Source organism: Rossellomorea sp. DUT-2 (assembly GCF_052665285.1).
The window spans coordinates 150,205-175,012 of sequence record NZ_JBQPEO010000003.1 but is presented as its reverse complement, the minus strand read 5'-3'; the positions used below and the strand labels follow the sequence as shown (position 1 = coordinate 175,012).

Below are 24,808 nucleotides of genomic sequence, written 5' to 3'. Positions count from 1 at the left end.
AGGATGCTCGACTCCTGCGGGAATAGCTGGACAGGTGAGACCCCGGAGGCGCAGCCGAGGAGGCTCACCGCCAGCCCCGCGGAAAGCGAGCATCCTGTAGCCTTACATAAAGAAGAAATGAGCCAATAACGCGACGATTGGTAACGTGATAATCGTACGTTGGATAAAAATGATGAATAAATCTAAAAAGCTGATCGGAATCTTGGATTTGATTAATAGAATACCAATCTCAGACATGTAAATTAATTGAGTCAAAGACATGGCGGCAATGACGAATCTTGTTAATTCACTCTCAATTCCGCTCCCTACTACAGCAGGTAAAAACATGTCTGCGAAACCAACGATCATGGCAGGAGCCGCATCTGCAGCCTGTGGAATTTGTAATAACTCCAATAGAGGAACAATCGGATAAGCCAATACGTCAAATACAGGAGTATATTCTGCTACCACTAAAGCAATCGTTCCAAGGGCCATTACTAGAGGAATAAGACCAAACCAGATATCCAGAACGTTCTGGAATCCTTTTTTCGTTACCTCTCCGACACTTTTCACTTCTGATGCTTTTTCTACTGCTTTTTCAAAGCCCCATTGAAAACGGGATACATTATCAGGAACGGTTTCGGAAATTTGCATGCCAACCGGCTCGTAATAAGTGTCTTTTTTGCGGGAAAGAGGCGGGATGCGCGGACATATGACCGCAGCTGCTATCCCTGCAATAACCACTGTCCCATACAGTTGAACGAACATTGATTCCAATCCGATGAAGCTGACAATCACAAGACTGAAAGCGATCGAAGCAACGGAAAAGTTTGTGGCAATGACTGCTGCTTCCCGCTTTGTGTAGTAGCCCTCTTCAAATTGTTTCGTTGTAATCAATACGCCGACGGTACCACTTCCCATCCAGGATGCAAGGGCATCGATAGACGATCGTCCCGGTAATTGGAAAAGAGGCTTCATGATTTTCTGCAGCAGAGTGCCGAAGAAATCCATCAATCCAAAATCTAAAAGCAGGGGCATCAATAAGCCTGCAAATAAAAACCAAGTGGCTAAGACAGGAACTAACGAATACAATACGGTTCCTCCCGTAAAGTCAGAAATAATCCACTCGGGACCACTTCCATTTACCGTCATCACCGCAAATATCGAACCGAGGACACGAACAGCGATCCAAAAGTATCCTACGTCGAATAGTCCTTTTAAAAATGATTGATTAACAATCCACTGAGGCTTAAAAACTTTTGTATAAATAGCTATAAGAGCTGATAAACCAAAAACGACTGTCATGAATAATGGCAGTACACCTTCTAGCATCCCTTGAAAATAAGAAGCAAAGATCCCTACCCCGATCGTCATATTCCCTTGGTATGTTACAGGCACTAAGAACAACAATACCCCTAATAAGGACGGAATGATAAACTTCATTGCTTCCCTTGACGTTTTGCCTGACCGGGTTTCTAATTGACTAACATTTTGTTTTCCGACTTCCATTGTCAAACACCCCTTTAAAATTTATCCATAACCCCTAATCATTCGAGAACCACTTATGCGTCGTAATAAAACCCCCCTTCTACCTTTCAGTTCTTTTCACCTTACTACTTGCAAGTATCATGCCAATATTTTATTTTATTTTGTATTTTTTAAGTTTTCTGACTACTGAAGGTTGACTGATTCCCAGGTTTTGAGCCATTTGGGTTGTAGTCTTATGCTTCTCCCTCGTATTCTTCAATACTTGTTCTTCGACTGATTCAAGAATGTCTTTTAATGATTGACCATTGTACTCAAATCCTGAAATATCAGCACTATGCTTTATGTATGGACCAGGCAGGTTTTCCATTTCAATTAATGGCTTGGAAGATGTCACAATCAGCCTTTCAATTAAATTCATCAGCTCTCTGACATTCCCTTTCCAATCTTGAATCAATAACTGGTGAACAACTCCTTCATCCAGCTCTCTTTGGCGCTGATATTTTTCACAAAAATGATTTACAAAGTAATCGATCATCGTGATAATGTCTGATGTTCGCTCTCTCAGTGGAGGAATCGTAATAGGAACCACGTTCAAACGGAAGAATAGATCCCTCCTGAATTCTTTCTCATCTACAGCCACCTCTAGATCCTTGTTCGTAGCTGCCAGAACCCGGAAGTCAACCTTCCTTTGCTTCGTACCTCCTACACGATAAAATTGTTTCTCCTGAATGAATTTTAGAATTTTGACCTGGTTTGACAGAGATAGTTCCCCTATTTCATCTAAAAATAGGGTGCCGCCTTCAGCAAGTTCTGCTAATCCAATCTTTCCTTTTCGGTCCGCCCCCGTAAAAGACCCGGGTTCATAACCAAAAAACTCTGCTTCAAATAACGAGTCTGGTATCGCTCCGCAATTGACCTCAATGAACGGGCCGCCTTTTCGTTGACTTTTGTTATGTATGAATTTCGCAATATGGGACTTACCGACACCTGATTCCCCCAGCAGTAGGACGTTTACATCGACTTCTGCTACTTGCAGGGCAACCTGTAACACCTTTTTCATCTCATCACTTGAGGCAATGATCCCTTCCGAATAATAATGACGGCTTCTAAGGATTTCAAGCTCGCTTTTCACCCTCTCCATCTCATCTTCCATTTCTGTTAAATACTTTTTCATATTCAATAATTCCGTTACATCATGTGAATAGCTTACGATTCTAACTAGTTCACCGGTTTCATTGAATACCGGGATCCCTGTAACAAGCAGTTTCTTGCCTTCTTTACTCGTCTGGACCAACGTAATTTTTTTCTTTTCTTTTAAAACAATCGGAGTTAATATCGGAGAAAAAACGCCTTCTTTTTCCAGATCATATACAGATTTCCCTACCATTTCTGCCGAGTTCACGTTATATATGTCACCGGTTGCGTCACTTACCTTCAAGATAATCCCATCCGTATTGGTTACTAAAATATCATCTTGCAGCGAATGAAGAATCGCTTCATTTTCATTCCAACTTTTTTTCTCTACAGTCACAGACAGCATCCCCTTTGCAAGTCTTGAAATTATTCAAAAATGAATAATTATCCTGATATTTTTTATATTAATTCATTTATACCAAAGTTTTTTGACTTTTTATACATTTTTGAATAAATTATTCAAAAATAAATATTTTTACTCAACTCATTTGTAGGAGGCTAATTACTTCTATTCAAGATAGCAGTAGTTGATTTCCGCTGCAGGTGCTCGCTTTCCGCGGGGCGGGCGGTGAGCCTCCTCGGCTTCCCGCTTCTCCCGCAGGAGTCGAGCACCTTCCGCTCCAATCAACTTTTAAGCATGAGTTTTCATTATAGCTAAATAAAACCAAAATATTTGAGGAAATCACTTCTCTATTTCTTTTTTATTAATTACTAGTAATTCAATTTTCTTAAGGTTGTTTTTTCTCCACTTTTAAATTCTGTCATTAGAAACTCTTATAGATGGTGAGGGGAACTGCGCAGACTCCTGCGGAAGAACGGGCGTGCCGAGACCCCGGAAGCGAAGCTGAGGAGGCTCGGCCGTACGTCCGCGGAAAGCGGAGCAGTTCCCCTCACCATCTAGCACACTCTGGTTGACAGGACTAATAGCAATTTTAATGACGTAAACCACAAATATTGTTGAATAATAACTACAAAAAACCATTATACTTTGACAGACCTAATAATTGTTTTACTATTCAAACCATTTGGATTATCATTTTGGTAAGACTGTTTAAGGTGGGATAGGGATGACAGATGGAGAGAAGTTGACGTTGGAACATGCTCAGGAATTGGACAGGCAGGACTCATTGGCTCATTTCCGGAATGAATTTTACATAAAGAAAGGTCACTATTATATGGATGGGAACTCCTTAGGCTTATTATCTGAACGGGCGGAGAAGTCGTTGCTTACGTCTTTGGAAGATTGGAAAGAACATGGAATCGATGGCTGGATGGATGGGCAGGAGCCCTGGTTCTATTATTCTGAGAAGCTTGGTGAAATGACGGCCCCTTTAGTTGGGGCAGAAAAGGAGGAAGTGATTGTGACGGGTTCCATTACGACGAACCTTCATCAGTTACTCTCCACTTTCTATCAGCCCCAAGGAAAACGCACCAAAATCTTAGCGGATGAATTGACTTTTCCTTCGGATATTTACGCGATCCAAAGTCAGCTGGAGTTAAAAGGCTTCACCCCTGATGAACATCTGATTCAGGTAAAAAGCAGTGACGGATACACAATAAGAGAAGAGGACATCATCAGGGAGATGACGGATGAGATTGCTCTGATTCTATTACCCTCCGTTCTCTATCGAAGCGGACAGCTCCTGGATATGAATCGATTGACGAGGGAAGCCCATAAACGTGGCATTGTGATTGGATTCGATCTGGCCCATTCGATTGGAGCTCTTCCTCATCAATTACATGATGACGGAGTAGACTTTGCTGTTTGGTGCAATTACAAATATTTAAATAGCGGCCCGGGTGGTGTAGGTGGATTATTTGTTCATAACAGGCATAAAGGGAAAAAACCTGGCCTTTCAGGATGGTTCAGCTCCCGCAAGGATAAGCAGTTTGATATGGATCATACCTTGACCCATGCAGATTCTGCAGGTGCCTTCCAAATTGGGACCCCGCATATATTAAGCAGTGCTCCTCTACTCGGCTCGCTGGAGTTATTTGAAGAAGCCGGCATTGAGAATCTGAGAAATAAATCCCTTTCTCTAACACGCTTTATGATGGATCTATTTCAACAAGAACTTTCACAGTACGGGTTTACAATCTGTAACCCACTTGAAGATGATCGGAGAGGCGGGCACATTAGCTTAAAGCATGAAGAGGCAGCAAGAATTTGTAAAGCCTTGAAAGTGAACAAAGTCACACCTGACTTCCGTTCACCAAATGTGATTCGACTGGCTCCAGTCGCTCTCTATTCTTCCTATGAAGATGTGTGGGAGACCATCCAAATCTTGAAAACCATCATGGACAAGGAAGAATATAAGAAGTTTGAAAATACGCGGAATGTTGTAGCGTGACTTCTTTTAGAAAGGATGAGACTGTTTGAAGATCATTGATATTTCCCGCCCGTTGCACAATGATACTCCCGTTTGGCCGGGGGACACTCCCTTTTCTTTCTCATTGAATTGGACCAAGGAGGAAACGGAATCCGTGAATGTCGGTCAGCTCACCATGAGTTCTCATACTGGAACACACGTCGACGCCCCCTTCCACTTTGACAATGAGGGAAAGAGAATATTGGACCTGCCATTAGAGAGGTTTGTGGGACCGGCAATCGTTGTATCGGTGGAGAATGCTGCAGAAATAAGCAGTGAACGATTGGAAGAGGTCGACTTGTCAGGAGTTAAGAAGGTACTTTTCAAGACGAATGCCTGGAAGAATCCTGAGGAGTTTCCCGAACGCATTCCACCCATTGCGAAAGATCTCGCACCTTTTTTGAAGGAAAAAGGCGTGGACCTGATTGGAGTGGATCTTCCTTCAGTGGATCCATTGGATAGTAAAGAGTTGTATGCTCACCATTCATTACGGGAACATGACATCGGAATATTGGAAGGGATTTTCCTTGACCATGTAGAGCCTGGACGATATGAATTGGTGGCCCTTCCCCTCCCTCTTAAAGAAGGAGATGGCTCTCCCGTCCGGGCAATTTTAATGGATCTGACATGATAAGATTCCTTTACAGGTTTTCCCTTCATTTTGTATAATAGAATAGAAAAGTTCATTCATGAAATACAGAGTCCTGGCTGCCACCAGAACTCTGACAGTATACATTGCCGTGAGCAATTTTATCCTTAATAAGATCGAAGTAACCTTTCCCTTGCAGTTGTCATAGTGGGTGGGTTACTTCTTTTTTTGTTGCGTGACTGCGATTATTGCTACTGTTAATGTACCAAAGGCAATCATCAATTGTAGTACGTCTGCGGTTTCGATCATTCCTGCTCATCACCTCCCATCTTTAGGGAGCTGCCTCTTGCCCACCCAGCTATGTACACCGTAGATTCATTTTAACACAAAAACGAACGTATGTTCTATAATTATGAGCATATTTAGAAAATAGTTCCTTTTTACTGAATTAACCCTGCCTATAAATTGTTTTCAATCGCATATATTCCCTCCTCCCATTCATAGACTAACGATATAGATGTTTAAAATGGTGAAAATTGGACCATAGCTAATTTTAAAAAGGAGGCGGCACAATGGGAATCACAATCACTTTGGGTTTAATCGTGATGTTGGGAATGATTTTGGGTATTCTTATTTATTTCTTAAGACAAGCATTGGATTCAAATGATTCGAAAAAGATTGACTCTCATGATCATGATCATTTTTCTCAATGATGGTTTGTATTAAAGACCGATGCGAAATTGTCCATGCTTGCAGAGAGGTCGATCATCAAAGCAAAAAGCCCGGGCATCCTCTCTTGCAGGACGCCCGGGCTCTTTTTATTCAGTGATTTCCTTTTCACCCAGTTTCATTGAACTTGAGCATAGGGGACAAACCTTGGAATCTGTATCTTCATGGGTTTCCGGTCTCTGCCAGGCTATGCACTTGGTGTTTGTGCAAACCCAGGCCAAGATCTTACTCACCTTCCCACTCCTCGGCTTTTTATTTGTTTTCGGATGATCCGTGTGGGGAGTGTTCGTAAATAAGTCTGCAATAAAACGGGAGCATTTCCGCTGTTCACCTTGATAATAGGCAGGAGAAGAAATAAATAACTTCTCTTTTGCCCTCGTGATGGCGACATACGCGAGCCGTCTTTCTTCCTCTACTGCACCCAAAGCCTTTTCTTTCTGATTCGGATCTTTGTATACCTTATCTTCAAGCTTATTGGCATTCAGCGCTGAGCTGTGGGGAAGGTTTCCTTCAATCGCACCGATCAAAAACACGACGGGGAACTCCAGGCCTTTGGAACGGTGAATCGTCATTAATGAAACGCTGTTTGAATTCTTTTTTTGACTTTGATTTGAATAGATTTCTTCATACTTTGCTTTCATTTCATCAATGAAGGTAATAAAGCTCGAAATCGTATCAAAGCGCTTCGCCGATCCTTCAAGCTCGTCCAGCATTTCTTTAATGAGTTCCTTCTGTTCTGTTACCACATGTGATTCCTGGGCATCAATGTACTGATGATAGAACTCTTTCCTGATCCGTTTGATTGCAGCTTCCGGTGACTGGTCTCCGATCGACTTTAGAAATTTCATCCGTTCTTTTATATTCTTTACCTGAAACGGCTTTAATCCTGATAATGTCGTTAGATGGATAAGAGGATATTTCTTTCTCTCCTTACGATCTTCCTCCAGAATATGAGCCATACCCCGGTCCCTTCTTATGAAAAGAGTCGGCAGCAGTGATTCCATGGCTGAAAAGTTCCTTGGAACCATCGATAGCCGCAAGTAATCCACCACCGGTTTCACCGTCCAGTTTTCATAGAAGAGGGAATCCTTTTGATTATATGGCGTAAAAGGAATTTCCTTTAATAGCAGTTGCTCAAAGACCGCCCGCCCGCTGCTCATCGTGCGGTGAAGAATCGTCATATCCCCGTACGTATAGCCTTCTTCTATTAACCGGTGGATTTCTCCTGTGATCCAAACGGCCTCTTCATCTGCAGTCGCTGGCCTTGAATAAAGCGGCTTTTGCCCTTCCACTTTAGTGGCGATGAGCTCTTTAGCACGACGGTGTTCATTTTGTCCGATCACTTTATTACCCAACCCGATGATATACGCATCAGACCGGTAGTTCTCTTTCAAAGTTACAACCCTTGCATCCGGGAACTCTTCATCAAAATCCAAAATAAATTCGTTTCTGGCGCCGTTAAAGGTGTAGATCGTTTGGTCATCATCCCCTACTACGAACAAGTTCCGATGAGCCGCAATGAGCTTCATAAGCTCATATTGTACAAGATTCGTATCCTGGAACTCATCTACCATCACGTACTGGAAACGGTGCTGAAGAGAGGTCAAGAGGTTGGGGTTCGAAAGTAATAATTGATATGCTTCTGTCAAAATATCATCGAAATCCATTTTATGATTCATTCGCTTCCATTCTTCATATTTTAAGAGAATGTCACGCACTTCTTTTTCCGACTTGGATTTCTGTGGAAGATCCCTGATATCTTTTTGGTTCAGCTTATAATGAGAGAGTTTTGCGAGGAGCGTCTCCGCATCATAAGGGTCATATATCTTCATTTCTCTCTGTATCTGCTTCAAGATGATTTGTTTATAGCGCTCGTTCCCGATCACTTCTTGTGTGTAGTGGCGGGATCTCAATAAGTAAAGAAACAGGGCATGAAACGTGCTGGCATGAACCTGTCCCCCCGATTCCGTCCCCGGCAGGCTTGAAATACGCTGCTTCATTTCTTCCGCCGCTTTCTTAGTAAATGTCACCAGTAAAATATTTTTCGGCTGAATATTTTTCACACTCATCAAGTAGCCTGCCCGGCAAACGAGGACCGTCGTCTTTCCAGTCCCTGCACCAGCCAGGGTTAAGCACGGTCCCTTCACATGGCGCACAGCCTCTATCTGGGAAGCATTCAAGTGAATGCCTGCTTCCTCCATCGTCCGAAAGAAAAAAGAATCCTCTTCATGGGAGGATATCAGTTGTTTCGTCGTTTCCCCTTTATGGAGTGGCGCTACCGGGATTTCCTTCTTTTCCGCTTCATATGGATAAATAGAATAGTTGGTTAAAACTTTATTCAAAGCTCATTCTCCTAGCTTTTCTTTACGATTCATAACCTTCTCATCATAACAAGAGCCCTTCAAAAATAGCAATGACAATCTCAGAATGATAGGGACGGACTACTGGATATGTAAATACTGTTAAACGATTGTTTAATCCCTTGAACCCTAGTAGAATAAATGTTTTGAAGCACTAATCAAACGTTTGTTTAAATCGGATATGCTCCCCGAAGATTAACATATTGAAAGAAAAGGTAATAAAACATTAGGTGATAAATGATGAATCTAACAAAATGGGGCTTTACCCGCTTCAACAGCATAAAAGCAGAATTCGATCACTTCCCCCACTCCCTTGTCATCCTCAGGAAAATCAGAAACTATTACTTCGTAAATAAAGTTCACTGGTCCCACCTCGATCCCGTCGTGGAAACACATCATCTCGAAGAAATGGAACTGCTTGTGAACCGGGAGCTGGATTTGGAGAAGTACTATCTTAATAGAAGATTGGATTAATGACAGTTTTTTCGCCCAATTCATGAATTTATTTTTAATGAGAGAGGAACAACGTGCTATTCCTATGTAGAATGCCTGCTTTTGAAGTGACGTTCAATCCTTTTGTTAAATGATTTTTAGTGTTTGATCTATCTACTCCTTATTCTTATAAGTGATAAACAATGAAGAAGCACAGAGTGGATTGGAGCGGAAGGTGCTCGACTCCTGCGGGAAAAGCGGGACAGGTGAGACCCCGGAAGCGAAGCTGAGGAGGCTCACCGCCCGCCCCGCGGAAAGCGAGCACCTGCAGCGGAAAGGAACGGTCCTTGTTTTATTGAAACCACTCATTTTGAAGCTACTACTTACTTTTCCTAAGAAATTTAAAAAAACAAGAAAGATTGAGATAAAGTAAGATAACCCACTATTTCATCGTAAAAAACAGCCCAAATCGCATTATATTGATTATTCTGAACATTTGCATTAATTTTAGAATTTGTTAATATATAATTAATAAAAGATTTACAAACACAAAACTTTAAAGGAAGGCGTGATTCCAATGAAGTAAGCTAGCAAAGCATGTCAGCATCACATCTCGCTTTTGAGATCGGCCCGTGAAAACTGATTTCAAGATGTGTGGATATGCGGGAATGCGCAATCTTATTTCAGGAGATGATTCCAATGAAGAGTGTAAGCGAAGCATGCTAACATCATGGTACGCAAGAAGGTAGCCCGTGAAAACTATCTTCGTAACATGTGGGCGTGTGGGAAAATCAGCGGCAAATGAAAATAAACTAAATATTACATGCAAGACCATTAATTGAAATGAATGTTAAGTATGTGTATTAGTAAGAAAGGATAGTAAAGTTAATTGAATAAGGTTTACTTAAGTTAAGGCGCTGTTTATGTGATATAGGCATAAGCAGCGTCTTAAATTTTGTTTAAAACTCTTCTTTTAACAGGGAACAAACAGCTGCATCGCAAAAGATACCCTTTTCAAATGCCGCTTTTCTCAATACTCCTTCGAACATGAATCCTGCTTTTTCAAGACATTTCTTTGAAGCCGTGTTCTCCGGATCATAAAAGGCTTCTATTCGATTAAGGGACATTTCTTCAAACCCGTACTTCAAGGTAGGTCTTAACACTTCGGACATGACCCCTTGTCTCCAATAGTCTGGATGGACCTCAAATCCCACCTCGGCTTTAAAGTGTTCTTTTTCCCACTGATGAAAACCGCAGCTTCCTATGATTTCGTCTGTATCTTTTAAAGCAATCCCCCACCTGATCCCTTCGTTTTCTTGAAATTTCCCATTCCATCTGTTGATGATTTCAATGGCTTGTTTTTCTTCTTGAAATGATTCTAAATCATAATATCGAGTAACTTCATCTTTTGAAAAATAGTCAAATACTCGGGGAGCATCTCCTTCTTCCATCTTTCTTAAGCGGAATCTTTCAGTTTCAAGCACCGGAAAGGTTCTTGTCAGCATAGTCATTCTCCTTTACTTCTTGTTCTCTTTTACTATTCAACATTGTTTTTTTAATGCCTTCTTGAAAATTGAATTTCTCATAAAATCTTATACTCGTGATGAGAAGCGTTTGTTTGTATTCTTTCCTTATTCTGGTTACAATCGATTTAATAGGATGAAAAGGATTGGAGAAAAGATGTTGGATCATAAAGCTCATAAAATGATTGTAAGTAATGCCATATTTACCGGAAATGCTTTATCCCCTTTTGATGGGTTTGTGGCCGTTCGGGATGACCGTATTATTGGAGTAGGTCCCCGTTCAGAGATGGTAAGCTATATTGGACCTTCGACAGAAACTTGGGATGTCGGAAACCGCCTGGTAACGGCAGGGTTTCATGACTTCCATCTTCATTTGTTTTTAGGGGCAATGTTTGAGGGGTACTGTCAGCTGACATTCGGTTATTCAGAAGAAGCAACAGCGAAAATGGTTGCGCAGTATGCAATGGACCACCCGAATGATGAATGGGTACTTGGATTCGGCTGGCATCACGTGCGTTGGCCTGGTCAGGCCCTTCCCTCCCGTCACTCTCTGGATCAGTACATTCCCCACCGTCCTGTTGTGCTCCTGAATGAAGAAGCTCATAGCGCTTGGCTGAATACAGCTGCCCTTCAGAAATTAGGGATTCACCGTGATACACCCGAACCTCCTTTTGGAAAGATTGAAAAAGACGAGCATGGGGAGCCGACCGGCTTTTTGTATGAGACGGCTGTTCAGTATGTAATCGAAGCTTTTTCGTTTGATGAAAAAGTGAAAACCAGGCTGATGAACGGGATGTTGGCAAAGACATCATCCTACGGCATCACCTCTGTTTCTGATATGCTTCCTCTTCCCGGATATACTTTAGGGGATCCGGCTTTTTATAGGACCTTTGAGGAAAAAGGAGAGCTGACGACGAGAATTCATTTTTTGGATGTTTTGGACGGAAACCTTGAGCGTGGTATTCAATTCAAGGAAAAGTATCAATCCGATAAGCTTCAATTTTCCGGCTTGAAGCAGTTCCTGGATGGTGTCCCCCTCACCTATACCGGCTTTTTACTTCAGCCGTACTTTGACCGTCCTTCTGAAACAGGCGGCACCATCTATGATTCTCATGTGTACCAAAAATGGATTGATGAGGCTGACCGGGAAGGTTTCAGGATCCGCCTACACGCATGTGGAGACGCGGCGGTCCGGTTGGGCCTGGATTTGTATGAGCACGCCCGGAGTGTGAATGGCATGCGGGATTCCCGCCATACAATCGAGCATATTGAAGTTTGCGACCCAAGTGACTTCCATCGGTTTGAGAAGTTAGGCGTCATTGCATCCATTCAGCCTGAACACCTGACTTCAGGGTCCATGGATACCCATGCCTATTTAGACAGGCTGGGTCCTGGGAGGTCTCGATTCACTTGGCCGATCGGGTCCTTGCAGAATCATAACGCCAGTATCGCGTTCGGTACGGACTTTCCGATTGTGGAGCTGAATCCCATGCTTGGTCTTTACCGGGCGGTTACACGTAAACATGAAGACGGTACTCCACATGAAGGATGGAATCCTTACGAGAAAATTTCTATGGCACATGCTCTGATGCATTACACGAAATCCCCTGCTTACGGTAACTTCAGAGAGCATGATTTAGGAACGATCGAAGTTGGAAAGAAAGCTGATTTAGTCGTCTTGGATCGGAACTTGTTTGAAGTGGAAGCAGAGGAAATGCTGGAGACCAGTGTATGGATGACAATGATGGATGGTAACGTCGTGTATGGGAGATAGGGTTATAATTAGGGATGGGTAGACGTCACCACATCCAGTCAAAAAACAGAGGTCCGTCCCTCAAAACCTGGGGACGGACCTCTAATTATTCATCTTATTTTTGTTCTGGCGCTTGAAGTCCCCCACCGCGAATGGTTTTTTCTTGGAATGGGAGATTGAGTTCTTTGCTCAGTTTCTCGAGGAAGCTCAGTTCGCGTTTGGATACGAGGCAGATGACGGTTCCTTCTGCTCCCATGCGTCCGGTTCTTCCTGAGCGATGAATATATTGTTTTGTATCGCTTGGGAAGTCGTAATGGACAACGTGTGTGACATCTGTGATATCCAGACCGCGTGCTGCGACGTCTGTTGTCAGAAGCATCGACACTTTTCCTGAACGGAAGCGGTCCAGTGATTGCTTACGCTCCATCTTGTTTGATTCCCCTGCCAGCACTTCCAGTTCGACTCCCTTATACTTCAGCTTTTCTTCTATTTCAGAGAGCTTTTCCAATTGATTAAAAAAGACAAGAGCCTTGATTCCTTTGAAGTAGGAGATGCTTCTTAGAGCTTCCATTTTGTCTCGCATCTCACTGTATACATACACATGATCCACTTTCGGGTTATCGAGATTGGCTTCCATTTTCACGATTTCATGGTTTTGCAATAGGGATTCTGCTACGTGCTCGGTTTCGTCTGATAAAGTGGCCGAGAAGAATAAAACTTGACGCTCTTTTAAAGTTGACTTGATGATATCCTTCACTTCACGGATATGTTCTGAGGAAATCATTAAGTCGAACTCATCGACGACAATGGTTTTCACTTCATGCATCTTCATTTTCTTCATTTTCATCAGTTCGATCAAGCGACCCGTTGTTCCCACTACAATATGCGGCTTTTTCTTCAGCTTCTCGACTTGCTTTTTAATGTTTGCCCCTCCAATGAAGGCAGCACTCGTGACGTCGGTTCCCTTCGCCCACTTCTGGATTTCCTGGTGGATTTGCATGACAAGCTCCCTTGATGGAGCAAGTATCACAGCTTGAGCCTGTTTTCTTGATGGATCAATGGACTGGATGATTGGAAGTAGATACGCAAGCGTCTTCCCTGTTCCAGTCGGAGATTCACAAACAACATCTTTCCCTTCCATGATGAGAGGTACCACACGCTCCTGTACAGGAGTTAAAGAAGTGAATCCTGATTCATCCCAGTTTTTTTGGATTGATGGGGTATTGATAATAGTTGAAATTGAGTTCATGCTATTAGTCCTTTCTTAATCGGCAGAGGCAGCAGGAATCTCTTCGTCCACGATCGGCAAGCTGATTTCCACTGCGGTTCCTTTTTCTTTTTCACTTTGAAAGTGTATATGTCCTTTATGTCGTTCAATGATCTTTTGACAGACGGCCAGTCCCAGGCCCGTTCCTTTTTCTTTCGTTGAATAGAATGGCTCTCCAAGGTGGCTGATTCTCTCCGGCTCCATGCCTACACCGTTATCCTCAACGATAACATGGACGTCGTCGCCTCTAGTGACCAATGTAATGGAAACATTTCCATCCTTGTTATCAGGTATGGATTCAACTGCATTTTTAATAATATTAATGAACACCTGTTTGAGCTGATTTCCTTCACCCAAAACGTACAAAGGCTTTTCCGCCAGGTTTTTATATTGAATGGATACATTATCAAAATGAGCCTGTGGTTCCATCAGCACCAGTACTTGTTTCAGAATATCATCCAGTTTTTCACGACGAAGGTCGAACTCCTGCTGTTTACCCAGTATCAGCATCTCCCCTGAGATCAAGTCAATCCGATCGACTTCAGAGAGCATGATATCCAAATGATCATGGTTGATTCGATTACTGATTTGCATAAGCTGGATGAACCCTTTAAGGGACGTAAGGGGATTACGGATTTCATGCGCAACAGCCGCAGCCAGCTGGCCAATGACAGAAAGCTTTTCCGATGCTATCACCATTTCTTCATTTTCCCGATGAAGAGTGATATCCCTGGCAATGGCAAACATCCCCGTCACTTTTTGATTAACAATAATCGGTACAAGTGAACAGCGCAATATTTTCCGGTTGTTATTGGCTAAATGAATGGTCGTTTCAAAGGTTGACGCCCAGCCTTTGAAGGTTTGGAAGAAGTACTCCGTTACTCTTTTCATCTCGACTTCATCCAAAAATTCGCTGAATTTCACTTCTTTCAACTCTTCATGAGTTGATTCCAGCAATCCTTCAGCTTCAGAGTTCACAGATACCACCTTGCCCTCCAGGCTAAGCTCTAAGACTGCATCCGAATTTTGTTCAAATAAAGAATGATAATGCTGATTCCTTATTTGAAGCTGTCTCTCTTTTTTCTTCAACTTTTCATTCGAGATTATTAATTCACTGGTTCTCCGAAACACCAATAAAAAAATGACCACACCTGTTACAAGTGTAAATAACCAGCCTTTATAGCGCTGAAAATAGATATACATGCTAAGCTTTTCATGAGCGAGGATCATGGAAAAATAGTCGGATAGTATAATCCACAGGATGCCTAATAATACATAGGTGACGGAGATTCTTAAGGCAATGTCTTTTGCTTGTTTCATCGTTGATGGTTCACCTAAATTCAAAATAGTCTTTCTCCTATGGTTTCTCAGTTCTTACCAATTTATCATAAATTCTTTGAAGACTTATTTTCCTTTCAAAAAGAAAGTCGTCAAAGGGTAAATTCCTATGCTTTGTATGATGAGAGAAAGCAGGATGACACCAAATGTCAAGGAATGGAGCAGCTGAGGTCCTTGTCCACCTATACTCAGTAATAAAGCAACAGACATAGTTCCTTTAATACCGGACCAAGTTAATATGAATACTTCCTTCCATCCGTATGTTTTTCTCCAAGTTTTTTTCATTTTGACAACACCAATAATAATAACATAGCGAACCACCAAGGAGAGAATAAATAGGAGGAAGATCCACCCGATTAATGAGAAAGACAAATACTGTGTCGCCTGAATCCCGATTAATAGGAATAAAAAGGTCAGAATGGTCGGTTCCATGACGGTCCAGAAACCATCCAGATCCTTTCTAAAATGATGTTCCTTAATCGTTCTTCCGTATTCATACGAGAGCATGATCCCTGAGAATACAGTGGCGAGTACGCCTGAAACACCAAGCGCTTCCCCTATGTAAAAGGTTCCATAAGCAAGAATGATGCTAAGCATGATCTGATAGCTGGAATCTGTTGTGAAGTGGATCGCTTTACTCGCGAGCCAGCCGAGTGACACACCAATCGCGATTCCTCCTAAGGAAACCAGCAGAAATTCCAATAGAAAAGAAGGCACTGAAATGGTTCCTTCCCCAAAGTAGACTCCTGCCACAACCGTAAAGAGCACGATGCTTGTCCCATCATTGATCATGGACTCACCTTCTACAACATCTGCAATGTCCTGGTGACCGGAAGATTCCTTTAGTATAGACACCACGGACACAGGATCCGTAGGTGTCAGGATCGTCGCGATTAATAGAGCTTCTATAAACGAAATGGAAAGCCACGGATGCAAACCGTAATAAAAGAGCAGGCTCATCAGAAGGGTCGTAATGATAATTCCCACTGTACTTAGGATAGAGATGATTCCAACATGCTTTTTTAAGGCTTTGGTTGAAAATTGATAGGCGGAAATAAATAATAAGGATGGCAGAAACCATTCAAAGATGATTTCTTTCGTTAAGTTGACGTCAGAAAAAGCAGGTGCGTACGACAGCCCTATTCCAATCAAAAGTAAAACTACAGGAACAGGAACATTCTTTTTCTTTTTATCAATGGTAAAAACACTGTAGCCGATTACAAGCAAAAACAGAATTTGAATTGGATCGATGATTCACACCTCCAAACTAGGGGTTATACCTTTTTATTCCACTGATCCCCCTCCCATTAAACACACCCCAACCTTCTTCCTATTTTTTCAAAATTGTGTTTATTTTTCATGTAAGAGGAAAAAAGAGAAGCAATGATAGTGAAGGCAGGTGATGCTACATGTTGAGCACGATATATGGTAGCAAAACATTTAGTAAAAGCGGTACGATTACCCTCCCACACAGATGGCGAGAACAGTTTGGACTGGTTCCAGGAAGACTTGCAGAACTCGTCTACCAAAACAACTGTATCTATATTAAGCGAGCGGTCAAAGACTCTACTCATAACAAGCGCTACGTCTCTGAAAAAGGAACCGTCCACATCCCAAAAGAACTCCGCGAAGAAATGGGCATGGCCCATCAATCACCCTACTACCTGATCGTAAATGAAACGGATAATTGTTTTATGATTTCAAGAGAAAAATAACCATACGAACCAAGCTCTTCCCTCCACCAAACAAGGTCCGTCCCTCGCCTGTTTCAAAGCGACGAGGGACGGACCTTTGGTTGTTCGATGGTGATGCTGCTTCCCGATGGGGAGATGGATAGTTTGCGGACGTTCATGCTTGGGAAGGACTGTTCGAGCTGCCGTGCGAGCCATTCACTTGCTTCCCGTTCCACGAAGCAGGCAATCGTCGGGCCGGCACCGCTTAAGGCGACACCGAATGCCCCGAAACGGCCCGCAACCTCTTCCACTGCATCATAGTGAGGAAGCAGCTTTCTCCGGTGGGGCTGATGATACCTGTCTCGCTTCATCATTTCCCCAACCGTTTCCCAATCTCCCGTTAGAAATGCTGCCACCAGTACGTTTGATATCGCTCCGGCTTCCACGGATTCTTCAAAGGAAAGACTCTCAGGAAGTACATTTCGGGAATCCGATGTTTTCAGTTCAGCTTTAGGAATCACGCATACTACATCAACGGGCAGATCAGGAACCGATAAAAGACTCACACCTTTTTCATGCTGACAGCTGACTACAAACCCGCCATATAGTGAAGCTCCTACGTTATCGGGATGACCTTCGAACCGATTCGCAAGTGCCAGTTTCTTTTCCTGGGTCAGATTCAGTTCACACATCGCATTGGCAAGCTCAATGCCCGCCACAACTGCTGCTGCGCTGGAGCCTAACCCTCTCGTTAACGGAATGTCACTGGATATGTAGAGGTGACAAGGAGACGGCTTCTTACCATAGTCATCTGCCACCTCTTTCACGATCTCTACAATGAAATGTGTATCATCAGCCGGAAAGACCTCCAGGGCAGAAGAAAGGGGAATCACTTGCCAATCTTCCGCTTCATGTACCTCCACGGTTAAAAATACATTTAAAGCCAAACCCAGAGAATCAAATCCAGCTCCTAAATTGGCTGTGCTTCCAGGGACAATGATTTTCCAGGAGCGGGGGTCACGTCTTTTCATACGCCAATGGTCCCTTTAATATAGTCCTTCACCATTTCACGATCGTTTGGCAGCTTCGCCGGTATGACCGGACTGCAATCCATGGCCGTAACCGGATCCTTTAAGCCATTACCTGTCAGCACCGCCACTACCTTTGAACCTTTTTCGATCAAGCCTTTATCCAATGATTTCTTTATTCCCGCAATCGAGGCACAGGAAGCGGGCTCGGCAAAGATCCCTTCTTTACTTGCAAGCAGCTGATAGGCCTCTAGAATTTCTTCATCGGTTACTTCATCGATATGTCCGTTTGATTCCTCCAGAGCGTCTACAGCTAATGACCAGCTTGCCGGGTTCCCGATTCGGATCGCCGTCGCAATCGTTTCAGGCTGAGGAAACACCCTGTCATGGACCAAAGCTGCTGCTCCAGATGCTTCAAAGCCAAACATTCGAGGTAAAGTCGAAGCTTTGAGCTCACGATATTCTTTGAAACCTTTCCAGTATGCTGAAATATTCCCCGCATTACCAACAGGTATCGCAAGCACATCAGGGGCCTCACCCAATCCTTCGATGACTTCAAAAGCTGCTGTTTTCTGTCCTTCCAAACGATACGGATTCACTGAATTCACAAGAGTGACAGATTCGGTTTTACTCAATTCACGGACGATTTCCAGGGCTTCATCAAAATTTCCTTCGATGGAAATGATTTCGGCACCATACATGACAGCTTGAGCCAGTTTCCCTTGAGCAATTTTCCCCTCGGGGATGACCACGATACATTTGATTCCTGCCCTCGCTGCATAGGCTGCTGCTGAAGCGGAGGTATTTCCGGTAGAGGCGCAAATGACCGTCGAACTCCCTGACTCTACCGCTTTGGCAACGGCGAGAACCATTCCGCGATCTTTAAAGGATCCGGTAGGGTTTGCTCCCTCAATCTTTACATTCAACTCGATGCCCCATTCCCGGGACAGCGTTTTTAATTCAACCAAGGGGGTATTCCCTTCATTTAACGTTAAAAGAGGAGTGTCATCATTTAATGGAAGATGCTCCCTATACTGCTCCAGTAACCCTTTCCATCTCATCCTTTGTCTCCCCCTTCTACACGGTATGAACTTTCAATCGAATGAACCGCTTCATAATCCTTCAGCTCCATCAATATGTCTTCGTAATGATCAAGAGATGCTTTATGAGTCACAAGAACAATTTCAGCAAATTCATCACTGTCTAATGGATTCTGTAGAATCTTCTCAAAACTGACGCCATGATTCGAGAAGATGGAAGTGAGTTTTGCTAAGACGCCTACTTCATCCTGAACGTGCAGACGCAAGAAATATTTTGAGTGAATTTCATTCCGTTCTTTTAACTTTTTAGGGAATTGCGGGTTCACCGCACTCTTACCCGTGACTCCCAATCTCATATTCTTCATAATTCCTACCATATCTGATACGACGGCTGTGGCAGTTGGAAGACTTCCTGCCCCAGGACCGTAAAACATCGTTTCACCAACCGCTTCCCCGTATACGTATACTGCGTTATATTCATCATGAACGGATGCGAGTGGATGCTCATTTTGCAGCAGAGTGGGCTCCACGCTCACTTCAACACTTTCTCCTTCACGGTGAGCGTAGCCGATGAGCTTCATTGTGTAGCCGAATTGCTCGGCATATTGGATGTCATCACCCGTCACTTCCGTAATACCTTTTACTTTCACATCGGCTAAATCGACGTTCATGGAAAACCCTAACGTTGAAAGAATCGCCATCTTTCTCGCTGCATCCAAGCCGCCTACATCTGCCGTCGGATCCGCTTCTGCATACCCTAAGTCCTGGGCTTCCTTGAGAACATCATCGAAGGTCCGTCCCTCTTTCGTCATCTTCGTCAGTATGAAGTTCGTCGTTCCGTTGACGATTCCCATCATTTTCGTGATGCGATCGGAGGCGAGGCCATCTACTAAACTTCTTAAAATCGGGATTCCCCCTGCGACGCTGGCTTCATAGAATAGGTCGCAGCCGTTTTCTGAGGCGGCCCTTAGTAATTCCGGTCCGTGAAGGGCCATGAGATCCTTGTTTGCCGTTACGACATGCTTCTTCTGGTGCAGTGCATGGAGGAGATGTTCTTTCGTTGCTTCAATTCCTCCCATTACCTCGACCACAATATCAATTTCAGGATCAAACAGGACTTCCTCAGGATTTAAGGTCAGTATGCTGTTTACCATTTCCAGTCCTCTATCTTTCTCTAAATCCTGAACAAGGGCTTTCTTCACCTTCACAGGACAGCCGATTTGATGGGACAGTTTATCCTGATGATTCTCTACAATCTTCACCACTCCGGCTCCCACCGTTCCGAGTCCTAAAAGTCCGATTGAAATTGATTCCATAAGCCGAAAACCTCCATTTGTTTATTTCACATGTACATTTGTTCTTCTATAGTGGACATTATAGTTGAAAAAATTACCTATTACAATAGGTATTTACGTATTTCTCGAATGTAAGAGCTTTCATTATTCATATATTGTGAGAATTGTTTTTAATAAACTCCATTACTTATAAACAGAGGACCGCCCCTAACTAACAACGTAGTTAAGAGCCGTCCTTCTTTCACACAATATGGTGCAGCTGCCTGGCCATTTTTGATAGATCCCGGTACACAGGGATCTTGCTTGGATCGGCATTTCCGCCACTGATGACACAGCCGACTTTCTTTCCTTGTACCTTGACCTTTTGGCACATGGCTGCCGCTAAGGATGCTGCTCCTGCTCCTTCAACCAGCGTTTTTTCCCGTTGAAGCATAAACATGATGCTATAGGAGATTTCTTCATCCGTAACCGTAACCATATCGTCTACATACTGACGGATGATCGGAAACGTGAGCTCTCCAGGGTTCTTGACGAGGATCCCGTCAGCAATGGTGTGTACATGCTCCAGTGATCCTTTGTTTCTTCCTGTAAAAAAGTTATACGTAGCCGGTGCTCCCAGTGCCTGTACGCCGACGATTTGCACTCGGGGGTTAAAGGCTTTTACGGCCAGTGCCATTCCGGCCAACAGACCGCCTCCGCCAACAGGTACCAGGATCATGTCTAAATCACTGAGTTGCTGAAGCATTTCCAGTGCGACTGTCCCTTGCCCAGCCATCACTTTATGATCATCAAATGCATGAACATACGTCGAGCCATTTCTGATTTTCTCTTGGAGTGCTGCCCCGTAGGCTTCCTGATAGGTGTCTCCAGTCAGGACAATTTCAGCTCCGTAATGTTTCGTTGCCGCTATTTTTGTGGAAGGTGTTCGTTTCGGCATGAAGATTTTCGACGGAACTCCGCGCAGGGATGAAGCCAGTGCCACACCTTGGGCATGATTTCCAGCAGATGCAGCAATGATGCCCATCCTCGCTTCTTCTTCAGACAATGACATGATTTTATTCATTGCGCCTCTTACTTTGAAGGAACCTGTTCGCTGTAGGTTCTCCATTTTCAAATAAATCTCTCCACCTGTGAACGTATTCAGCGTCGATGATTGCTTTAACGGTGTTCGATGCACCTGATGACTGATTCTTTCCATCGCTTCTACAACTTCAGTGTTATCCATTAAATTCCCAAGCCACTCACCTCATAATTTTTTTCGTATTCTTCAATATTTTTCCCGTAATGTAACGTTAAATCAATTTCATCCAGTCCCTTTAACAACATCGTCTTCCAGTAAGGATCGATGTCAAAAGAGACATGAAGCCCTTCTGAATCACAAATGGTCTGATGCTCAAGGGAAACCTCCATTTTATATAAATCTACATGACTCTCATTTCTTAAAAGAGCATCCACTGTTTTCTCTTCAAGCTGAATGGGCAGGATCCCATTCTTCAAACAGTTGTTATAAAAAATATCTGCAAAGCTTTTGGCGATGATTACTTTAAACCCATAGTCCTGAAGGGCCCACGGAGCGTGCTCCCTCGAAGATCCGCACCCAAAATTCTTACCGCCAAGGAGAACCTCGGCGTTTTGATATTGGGGTGTGTCTAATAAAAATTCGTCTCGTAGCGACTTTCCATCGTCTTCAAACCGCCAATGATAAAACAAGAACTGTCCAAACCCTTTACGTTCAATTCTTTTTAAAAACTGTTTCGGTATGATTTGATCGGTATCGACATTGTCCCTCCTGAGAGGAAATACTTTCCCTTCCACATGATTGATCGCCACCTTCTCACCTCCTATGAAATCGGCATTTTTTCAAGCTTCCGTACATCTGTCAGCTTTCCGGTCACGGCAGCCGCTGCGGCCATGGACGGGCTGAGTAGATGGGTTCTCGATCCGTTTCCTTGCCGGCCTTCAAAGTTCCGGTTGGAAGTCGATGCACAGCGTTTGCCTGGAGGCACGATATCATCATTCATAGCCAGGCACATGCTGCAGCCTGCTTCCCTCCACTGGAATCCAGCTTCTTTAAAAATGGTATCCAAGCCTTCCTCTTCAGCCTCTTTCTTCACTTTAAACGAACCCGGAACAACCAAAGCGGTCACGCCCGGCTTAACAGTTTGGCCTTTTACTACCTCAGCCGCCGCTCTCAAGTCACTCAAGCGCGAATTCGTACACGAGCCAATAAACACATAATCAACCTCTATGTCCTCTATTCTCATCCCCGCTTCGAGCCCCATATAATGGAGCGCCCTTTCAACCCCTTCTCTTTCAGAAGGATCTGCGTACTGTTCCGGATGAGGGACGGACCTCGAGATCGATGCGCCCATTCCAGGATTGGTTCCCCATGTTACATGAGGTTCGATCTCCTCACCTTTCACCTCAATTTTGTGATCATAGGTTGCGTCCTTGTCACTCTTTAAGGATCTCCATTCTTCTTTGCATTGTTCAAACGACTTATCTTTAGGAAGATATTCTTTCCCCTTTAGATAATCGAAGGTCGTCTCGTCAGGACTGATTAATCCCGCTTTGGCTCCTGCTTCAATACTCATATTACAGACGGTCATTCTTTCTTCCATGGATAGATTGCGGATCACGTCACCGGTGAATTCGATGACATATCCGGTTCCAAATCCTACCCCGTAAGTAGAAATGATGTTTAAAATCACGTCTTTGGCTGTGACACCGAATCCCAACTCTCCCGTCACGTCCACTTGAAGAGTTTTCGGCTTTGATTGCCAGAGGGTTTGGGTTGCCATAACATGCTCCACTTCACTCGTGCCAATCCCGAAGGCCAGTGCTCCGAAGGCTCCGTGGGTTGAGGTATGGCTGTCTCCGCAAACAATGGTTTTCCCCGGCTGTGTCAAACCGAGCTCTGGACCGATGACGTGGACAATCCCTTGATCGGGATGATGAATATCGGCAAGAGTGACACCAAATTCTTCACAATTTTTCTTTAACGTATCCATCTGCAGTCGAGCGATTTCATCCCTGATGATGTGACGCTCTCTCGTCGGTACATTGTGATCCATCGTGGCATAGGTCAAATCGGGTCTTCTCACCTTCCGATTTTTTAAGCGAAGACCTTCAAATGCTTGGGGAGACGTTACTTCATGTACAAGGTGCAGATCAATATACAATAGATCCGGCTTGCCCTTTTCTCTGTGTACAATGTGTTTTTCCCATATCTTTTCGATGATATTTTTCCCTGCCATGAACTCCCTCCTGGTTTGGTTAGATTTTCATTCAGACTGTTTCGGTGAAACTGTCGCTAAGCGAGTAGTGGTTGATTTCCGCTCCAGGCACTCGCTTTCCGCGGGGCGGGCGGTGAGCCTCCTCGGCTTTGCCTCCGGGGTCTCACCTGTCTAGCTCCGGCGGCTAGCCCCTCGAGGTCATAAGCTAAATGGTCCAAGAAGGCAAAAAGCGCCTTCCCGGCCCATTCATCTTATGCTTGTCGGGGCTGGGCGAGCCGCCTTCGCTTTTCCTACTTTCCCGCTATTCCCGCAGGAGTCGAGTGCCTTCCGCTCCAATCAACTTCTTTATAATCTAATTGCTTACACAAAAGCAATTCAAGCAAATCCTACCCTACAAGTAAGCCGCCAGGATCGAAGACAGGGCATGATCCGCTTCCAGTCGCTCTACAACCAGCTGACTCATGGCACCAGTCCCTACAACCGTTCCGCGGCCCATGGTCCAAAGGTCTCCTGTACGGTAGCCTGCGTTCAGGACTTCCTGAACGGCCATTTCGATCATTTCCGCTTCTTCTTTTAAGCCGAAGGAGTGTCGCAGCATCATGGCAACCGATAGAATCATGGCCAGTGGATTGGCTTTTCCTTTTCCTGCGATATCGGGTGCTGATCCGTGTACCGGTTCGTAAAGCCCGAAGGAGTCCCCTCTTAAACTGGCGGAAGGAAGCATTCCCAGTGATCCTGTGATCATGGAGGCCTCGTCACTCAGGATATCTCCGAACATATTCTCCGTTACTAAAACATCGAATTGCTTCGGCTGATACATCAACTTCATGGCCGCTACATCGACCAGCATGTGCTCCACTTCCACATCCGGGTATTCAACGGCGACTTCATTCACGACTTCGCGCCACATTCGACTTGTTTCCAGAACATTTGCCTTGTCGACGGACGTTAATTTTTTCTTGCGCTTTTGAGCCAGCTTGAAGGCTTTATGAACGATTCGTTCGATTTCACTTTTTTCATAAACAAGAGTATCAACTGCTACTTCGTCTCTCTTCCCTTGACGACCGGACGGCTGACCGAAGTACAATCCTCCTGTCAGCTCCCTGACAATCACCAGATCTACTTCTTCTACAATCTCCCGCTTTAGCGGGGATGCACCTAGTAAACTTTCAAATGCTTTCACCGGTCTCAGATTCGCAAATAGTTCGAACTCTTTGCGGATCGCCAGGAGACCTTTTTCAGGACGAAGCTCTTTCGGAAGATGCTCCCACTTTGGACCTCCTACGGCTCCTAATAAAACGGCGTCACTATCTCTACAAAGCTTGATCGTTTCAGGAGGTAATGGTGTACCGAAGCGATCGACTGCAGACCCGCCGATGTGACCTTTCTCGACTTCGAATTCATGACCGAACCAATCACCCACTGCCTTCAGCACTTCTAATGCCCCGTCCATGATCTCTTGACCGATACCGTCTCCTGGTAGTACAGCGATTTTCTTCTTCATTAGAATTACCT

At 44.0% G+C, this 24,808-nt stretch carries 21 protein-coding genes; 6 read left to right on the top strand and 15 right to left on the bottom strand.

Annotated features, from left to right (window positions below):
* Positions 1–102: 102 nt before the first annotated feature.
* Together ACOSV2_RS11655 and ACOSV2_RS11650 are read right to left on the bottom strand one after the other, a co-directional pair.
* The gene (locus ACOSV2_RS11655; protein WP_428975220.1) at positions 103–1,488 is read right to left on the bottom strand and encodes a YjiH family protein; all 1,386 of its coding nucleotides are present in this window, start codon (positions 1,486–1,488) and stop codon (positions 103–105) included.
* A 130-nt stretch (positions 1,489–1,618) separates the two neighbouring features.
* Entirely contained in the window at positions 1,619–2,998 is a 1,380-nt protein-coding gene (locus tag ACOSV2_RS11650) for a sigma-54 interaction domain-containing protein (RefSeq protein ID WP_428975219.1), read from the bottom strand.
* 730 nt (positions 2,999–3,728) lie between these two features.
* Between ACOSV2_RS11650 and kynU the strand changes: the two genes are divergently transcribed.
* Positions 3,729–5,012: a kynureninase gene (kynU, locus tag ACOSV2_RS11645; RefSeq protein WP_428975218.1), complete on the top strand. Its 1,284-nt coding sequence runs from the start codon at positions 3,729–3,731 to the stop codon at positions 5,010–5,012.
* Between the two features lie 25 nt (positions 5,013–5,037).
* On the top strand, positions 5,038–5,661 hold the full coding sequence (kynB, locus tag ACOSV2_RS11640; RefSeq protein ID WP_428975217.1) for an arylformamidase: 624 nt from the start codon (positions 5,038–5,040) through the stop codon (positions 5,659–5,661).
* A 174-nt stretch (positions 5,662–5,835) separates the two neighbouring features.
* Here the strand turns inward: kynB and ACOSV2_RS11635 are convergent, their stop codons facing one another.
* A complete protein-coding gene (locus ACOSV2_RS11635; RefSeq protein ID WP_220154057.1) occupies positions 5,836–5,928 on the bottom strand; it encodes a putative holin-like toxin in 93 nt (30 codons plus the stop codon).
* 263 nt (positions 5,929–6,191) lie between these two features.
* Between ACOSV2_RS11635 and ACOSV2_RS11630 the strand changes: the two genes are divergently transcribed.
* Entirely contained in the window at positions 6,192–6,332 is a 141-nt protein-coding gene (locus ACOSV2_RS11630; protein WP_187443189.1) for a hypothetical protein, read from the top strand.
* A gap of 105 nt (positions 6,333–6,437) precedes the next feature.
* Here ACOSV2_RS11630 and ACOSV2_RS11625 read toward each other — a convergent pair whose 3' ends face one another.
* The gene (locus ACOSV2_RS11625; RefSeq protein WP_428975216.1) at positions 6,438–8,690 is read right to left on the bottom strand and encodes a UvrD-helicase domain-containing protein; all 2,253 of its coding nucleotides are present in this window, start codon (positions 8,688–8,690) and stop codon (positions 6,438–6,440) included.
* 258 nt (positions 8,691–8,948) lie between these two features.
* Between ACOSV2_RS11625 and ACOSV2_RS11620 the strand changes: the two genes are divergently transcribed.
* A complete protein-coding gene (locus ACOSV2_RS11620; RefSeq protein WP_148967314.1) occupies positions 8,949–9,182 on the top strand; it encodes a hypothetical protein in 234 nt (77 codons plus the stop codon).
* 917 nt (positions 9,183–10,099) lie between these two features.
* Here the strand turns inward: ACOSV2_RS11620 and ACOSV2_RS11615 are convergent.
* Positions 10,100–10,645 carry a GNAT family N-acetyltransferase gene (locus tag ACOSV2_RS11615; protein WP_428975215.1) on the bottom strand — a complete coding sequence of 182 codons (546 nt, stop codon included), beginning with the start codon at positions 10,643–10,645 and terminating at the stop codon, positions 10,100–10,102.
* Positions 10,646–10,820: 175 nt separating this feature from the next.
* Here ACOSV2_RS11615 and ACOSV2_RS11610 point away from each other — a divergent pair, with 175 nt between their 5' ends.
* Complete coding sequence (locus ACOSV2_RS11610; RefSeq protein WP_428975214.1) at positions 10,821–12,437, top strand: amidohydrolase; 1,617 nt, start codon at positions 10,821–10,823, stop codon at positions 12,435–12,437.
* A 94-nt stretch (positions 12,438–12,531) separates the two neighbouring features.
* On the opposite strand, the gene ACOSV2_RS11605 is transcribed toward ACOSV2_RS11610, so the two are convergent.
* The 3 genes from ACOSV2_RS11605 to ACOSV2_RS11595 are packed head-to-tail and all read right to left on the bottom strand — an operon-like array spanning position 12,532 to position 16,248.
* On the bottom strand, positions 12,532–13,665 hold the full coding sequence (locus ACOSV2_RS11605; protein WP_428975213.1) for a DEAD/DEAH box helicase: 1,134 nt from the start codon (positions 13,663–13,665) through the stop codon (positions 12,532–12,534).
* Positions 13,666–13,680: 15 nt separating this feature from the next.
* On the bottom strand, positions 13,681–15,027 hold the full coding sequence (locus ACOSV2_RS11600) for an ATP-binding protein (RefSeq protein ID WP_428975212.1): 1,347 nt from the start codon (positions 15,025–15,027) through the stop codon (positions 13,681–13,683).
* Positions 15,028–15,087: 60 nt separating this feature from the next.
* A complete protein-coding gene (locus tag ACOSV2_RS11595; RefSeq protein ID WP_428975211.1) occupies positions 15,088–16,248 on the bottom strand; it encodes a cation:proton antiporter in 1,161 nt (386 codons plus the stop codon).
* A gap of 182 nt (positions 16,249–16,430) precedes the next feature.
* Here ACOSV2_RS11595 and ACOSV2_RS11590 point away from each other — a divergent pair, with 182 nt between their 5' ends.
* A complete protein-coding gene (locus ACOSV2_RS11590; protein WP_428975210.1) occupies positions 16,431–16,736 on the top strand; it encodes an AbrB/MazE/SpoVT family DNA-binding domain-containing protein in 306 nt (101 codons plus the stop codon).
* 53 nt (positions 16,737–16,789) lie between these two features.
* On the opposite strand, the gene thrB is transcribed toward ACOSV2_RS11590, so the two are convergent.
* The 7 genes from thrB to leuB all read right to left on the bottom strand — a co-directional run bounded on the left by thrB (position 16,790) and on the right by leuB (position 24,797).
* Positions 16,790–17,725 (bottom strand): homoserine kinase, encoded by a 936-nt coding sequence (gene thrB / locus ACOSV2_RS11585; protein ID WP_428975209.1) that lies wholly within the window; start codon positions 17,723–17,725, stop codon positions 16,790–16,792.
* On the bottom strand, positions 17,722–18,783 hold the full coding sequence (thrC, locus tag ACOSV2_RS11580; protein ID WP_428975208.1) for a threonine synthase: 1,062 nt from the start codon (positions 18,781–18,783) through the stop codon (positions 17,722–17,724). Before thrC ends, thrB begins: the two co-directional genes overlap by 4 nt.
* On the bottom strand, positions 18,780–20,078 hold the full coding sequence (locus tag ACOSV2_RS11575) for a homoserine dehydrogenase (protein WP_428975207.1): 1,299 nt from the start codon (positions 20,076–20,078) through the stop codon (positions 18,780–18,782). Before ACOSV2_RS11575 ends, thrC begins: the two co-directional genes overlap by 4 nt.
* Before the next feature lie 220 nt (positions 20,079–20,298).
* A complete protein-coding gene (ilvA, locus tag ACOSV2_RS11570; protein ID WP_428975206.1) occupies positions 20,299–21,282 on the bottom strand; it encodes a threonine ammonia-lyase in 984 nt (327 codons plus the stop codon).
* On the bottom strand, positions 21,282–21,887 hold the full coding sequence (gene leuD / locus ACOSV2_RS11565) for a 3-isopropylmalate dehydratase small subunit (protein ID WP_428975205.1): 606 nt from the start codon (positions 21,885–21,887) through the stop codon (positions 21,282–21,284). Before leuD ends, ilvA begins: the two co-directional genes overlap by 1 nt.
* An 11-nt stretch (positions 21,888–21,898) precedes the next feature.
* The gene (gene leuC / locus ACOSV2_RS11560) at positions 21,899–23,314 is read right to left on the bottom strand and encodes a 3-isopropylmalate dehydratase large subunit (RefSeq protein WP_428975204.1); all 1,416 of its coding nucleotides are present in this window, start codon (positions 23,312–23,314) and stop codon (positions 21,899–21,901) included.
* A 370-nt stretch (positions 23,315–23,684) separates the two neighbouring features.
* On the bottom strand, positions 23,685–24,797 hold the full coding sequence (gene leuB, locus ACOSV2_RS11555; RefSeq protein ID WP_428975203.1) for a 3-isopropylmalate dehydrogenase: 1,113 nt from the start codon (positions 24,795–24,797) through the stop codon (positions 23,685–23,687).
* Positions 24,798–24,808: the final 11 nt, after the last annotated feature.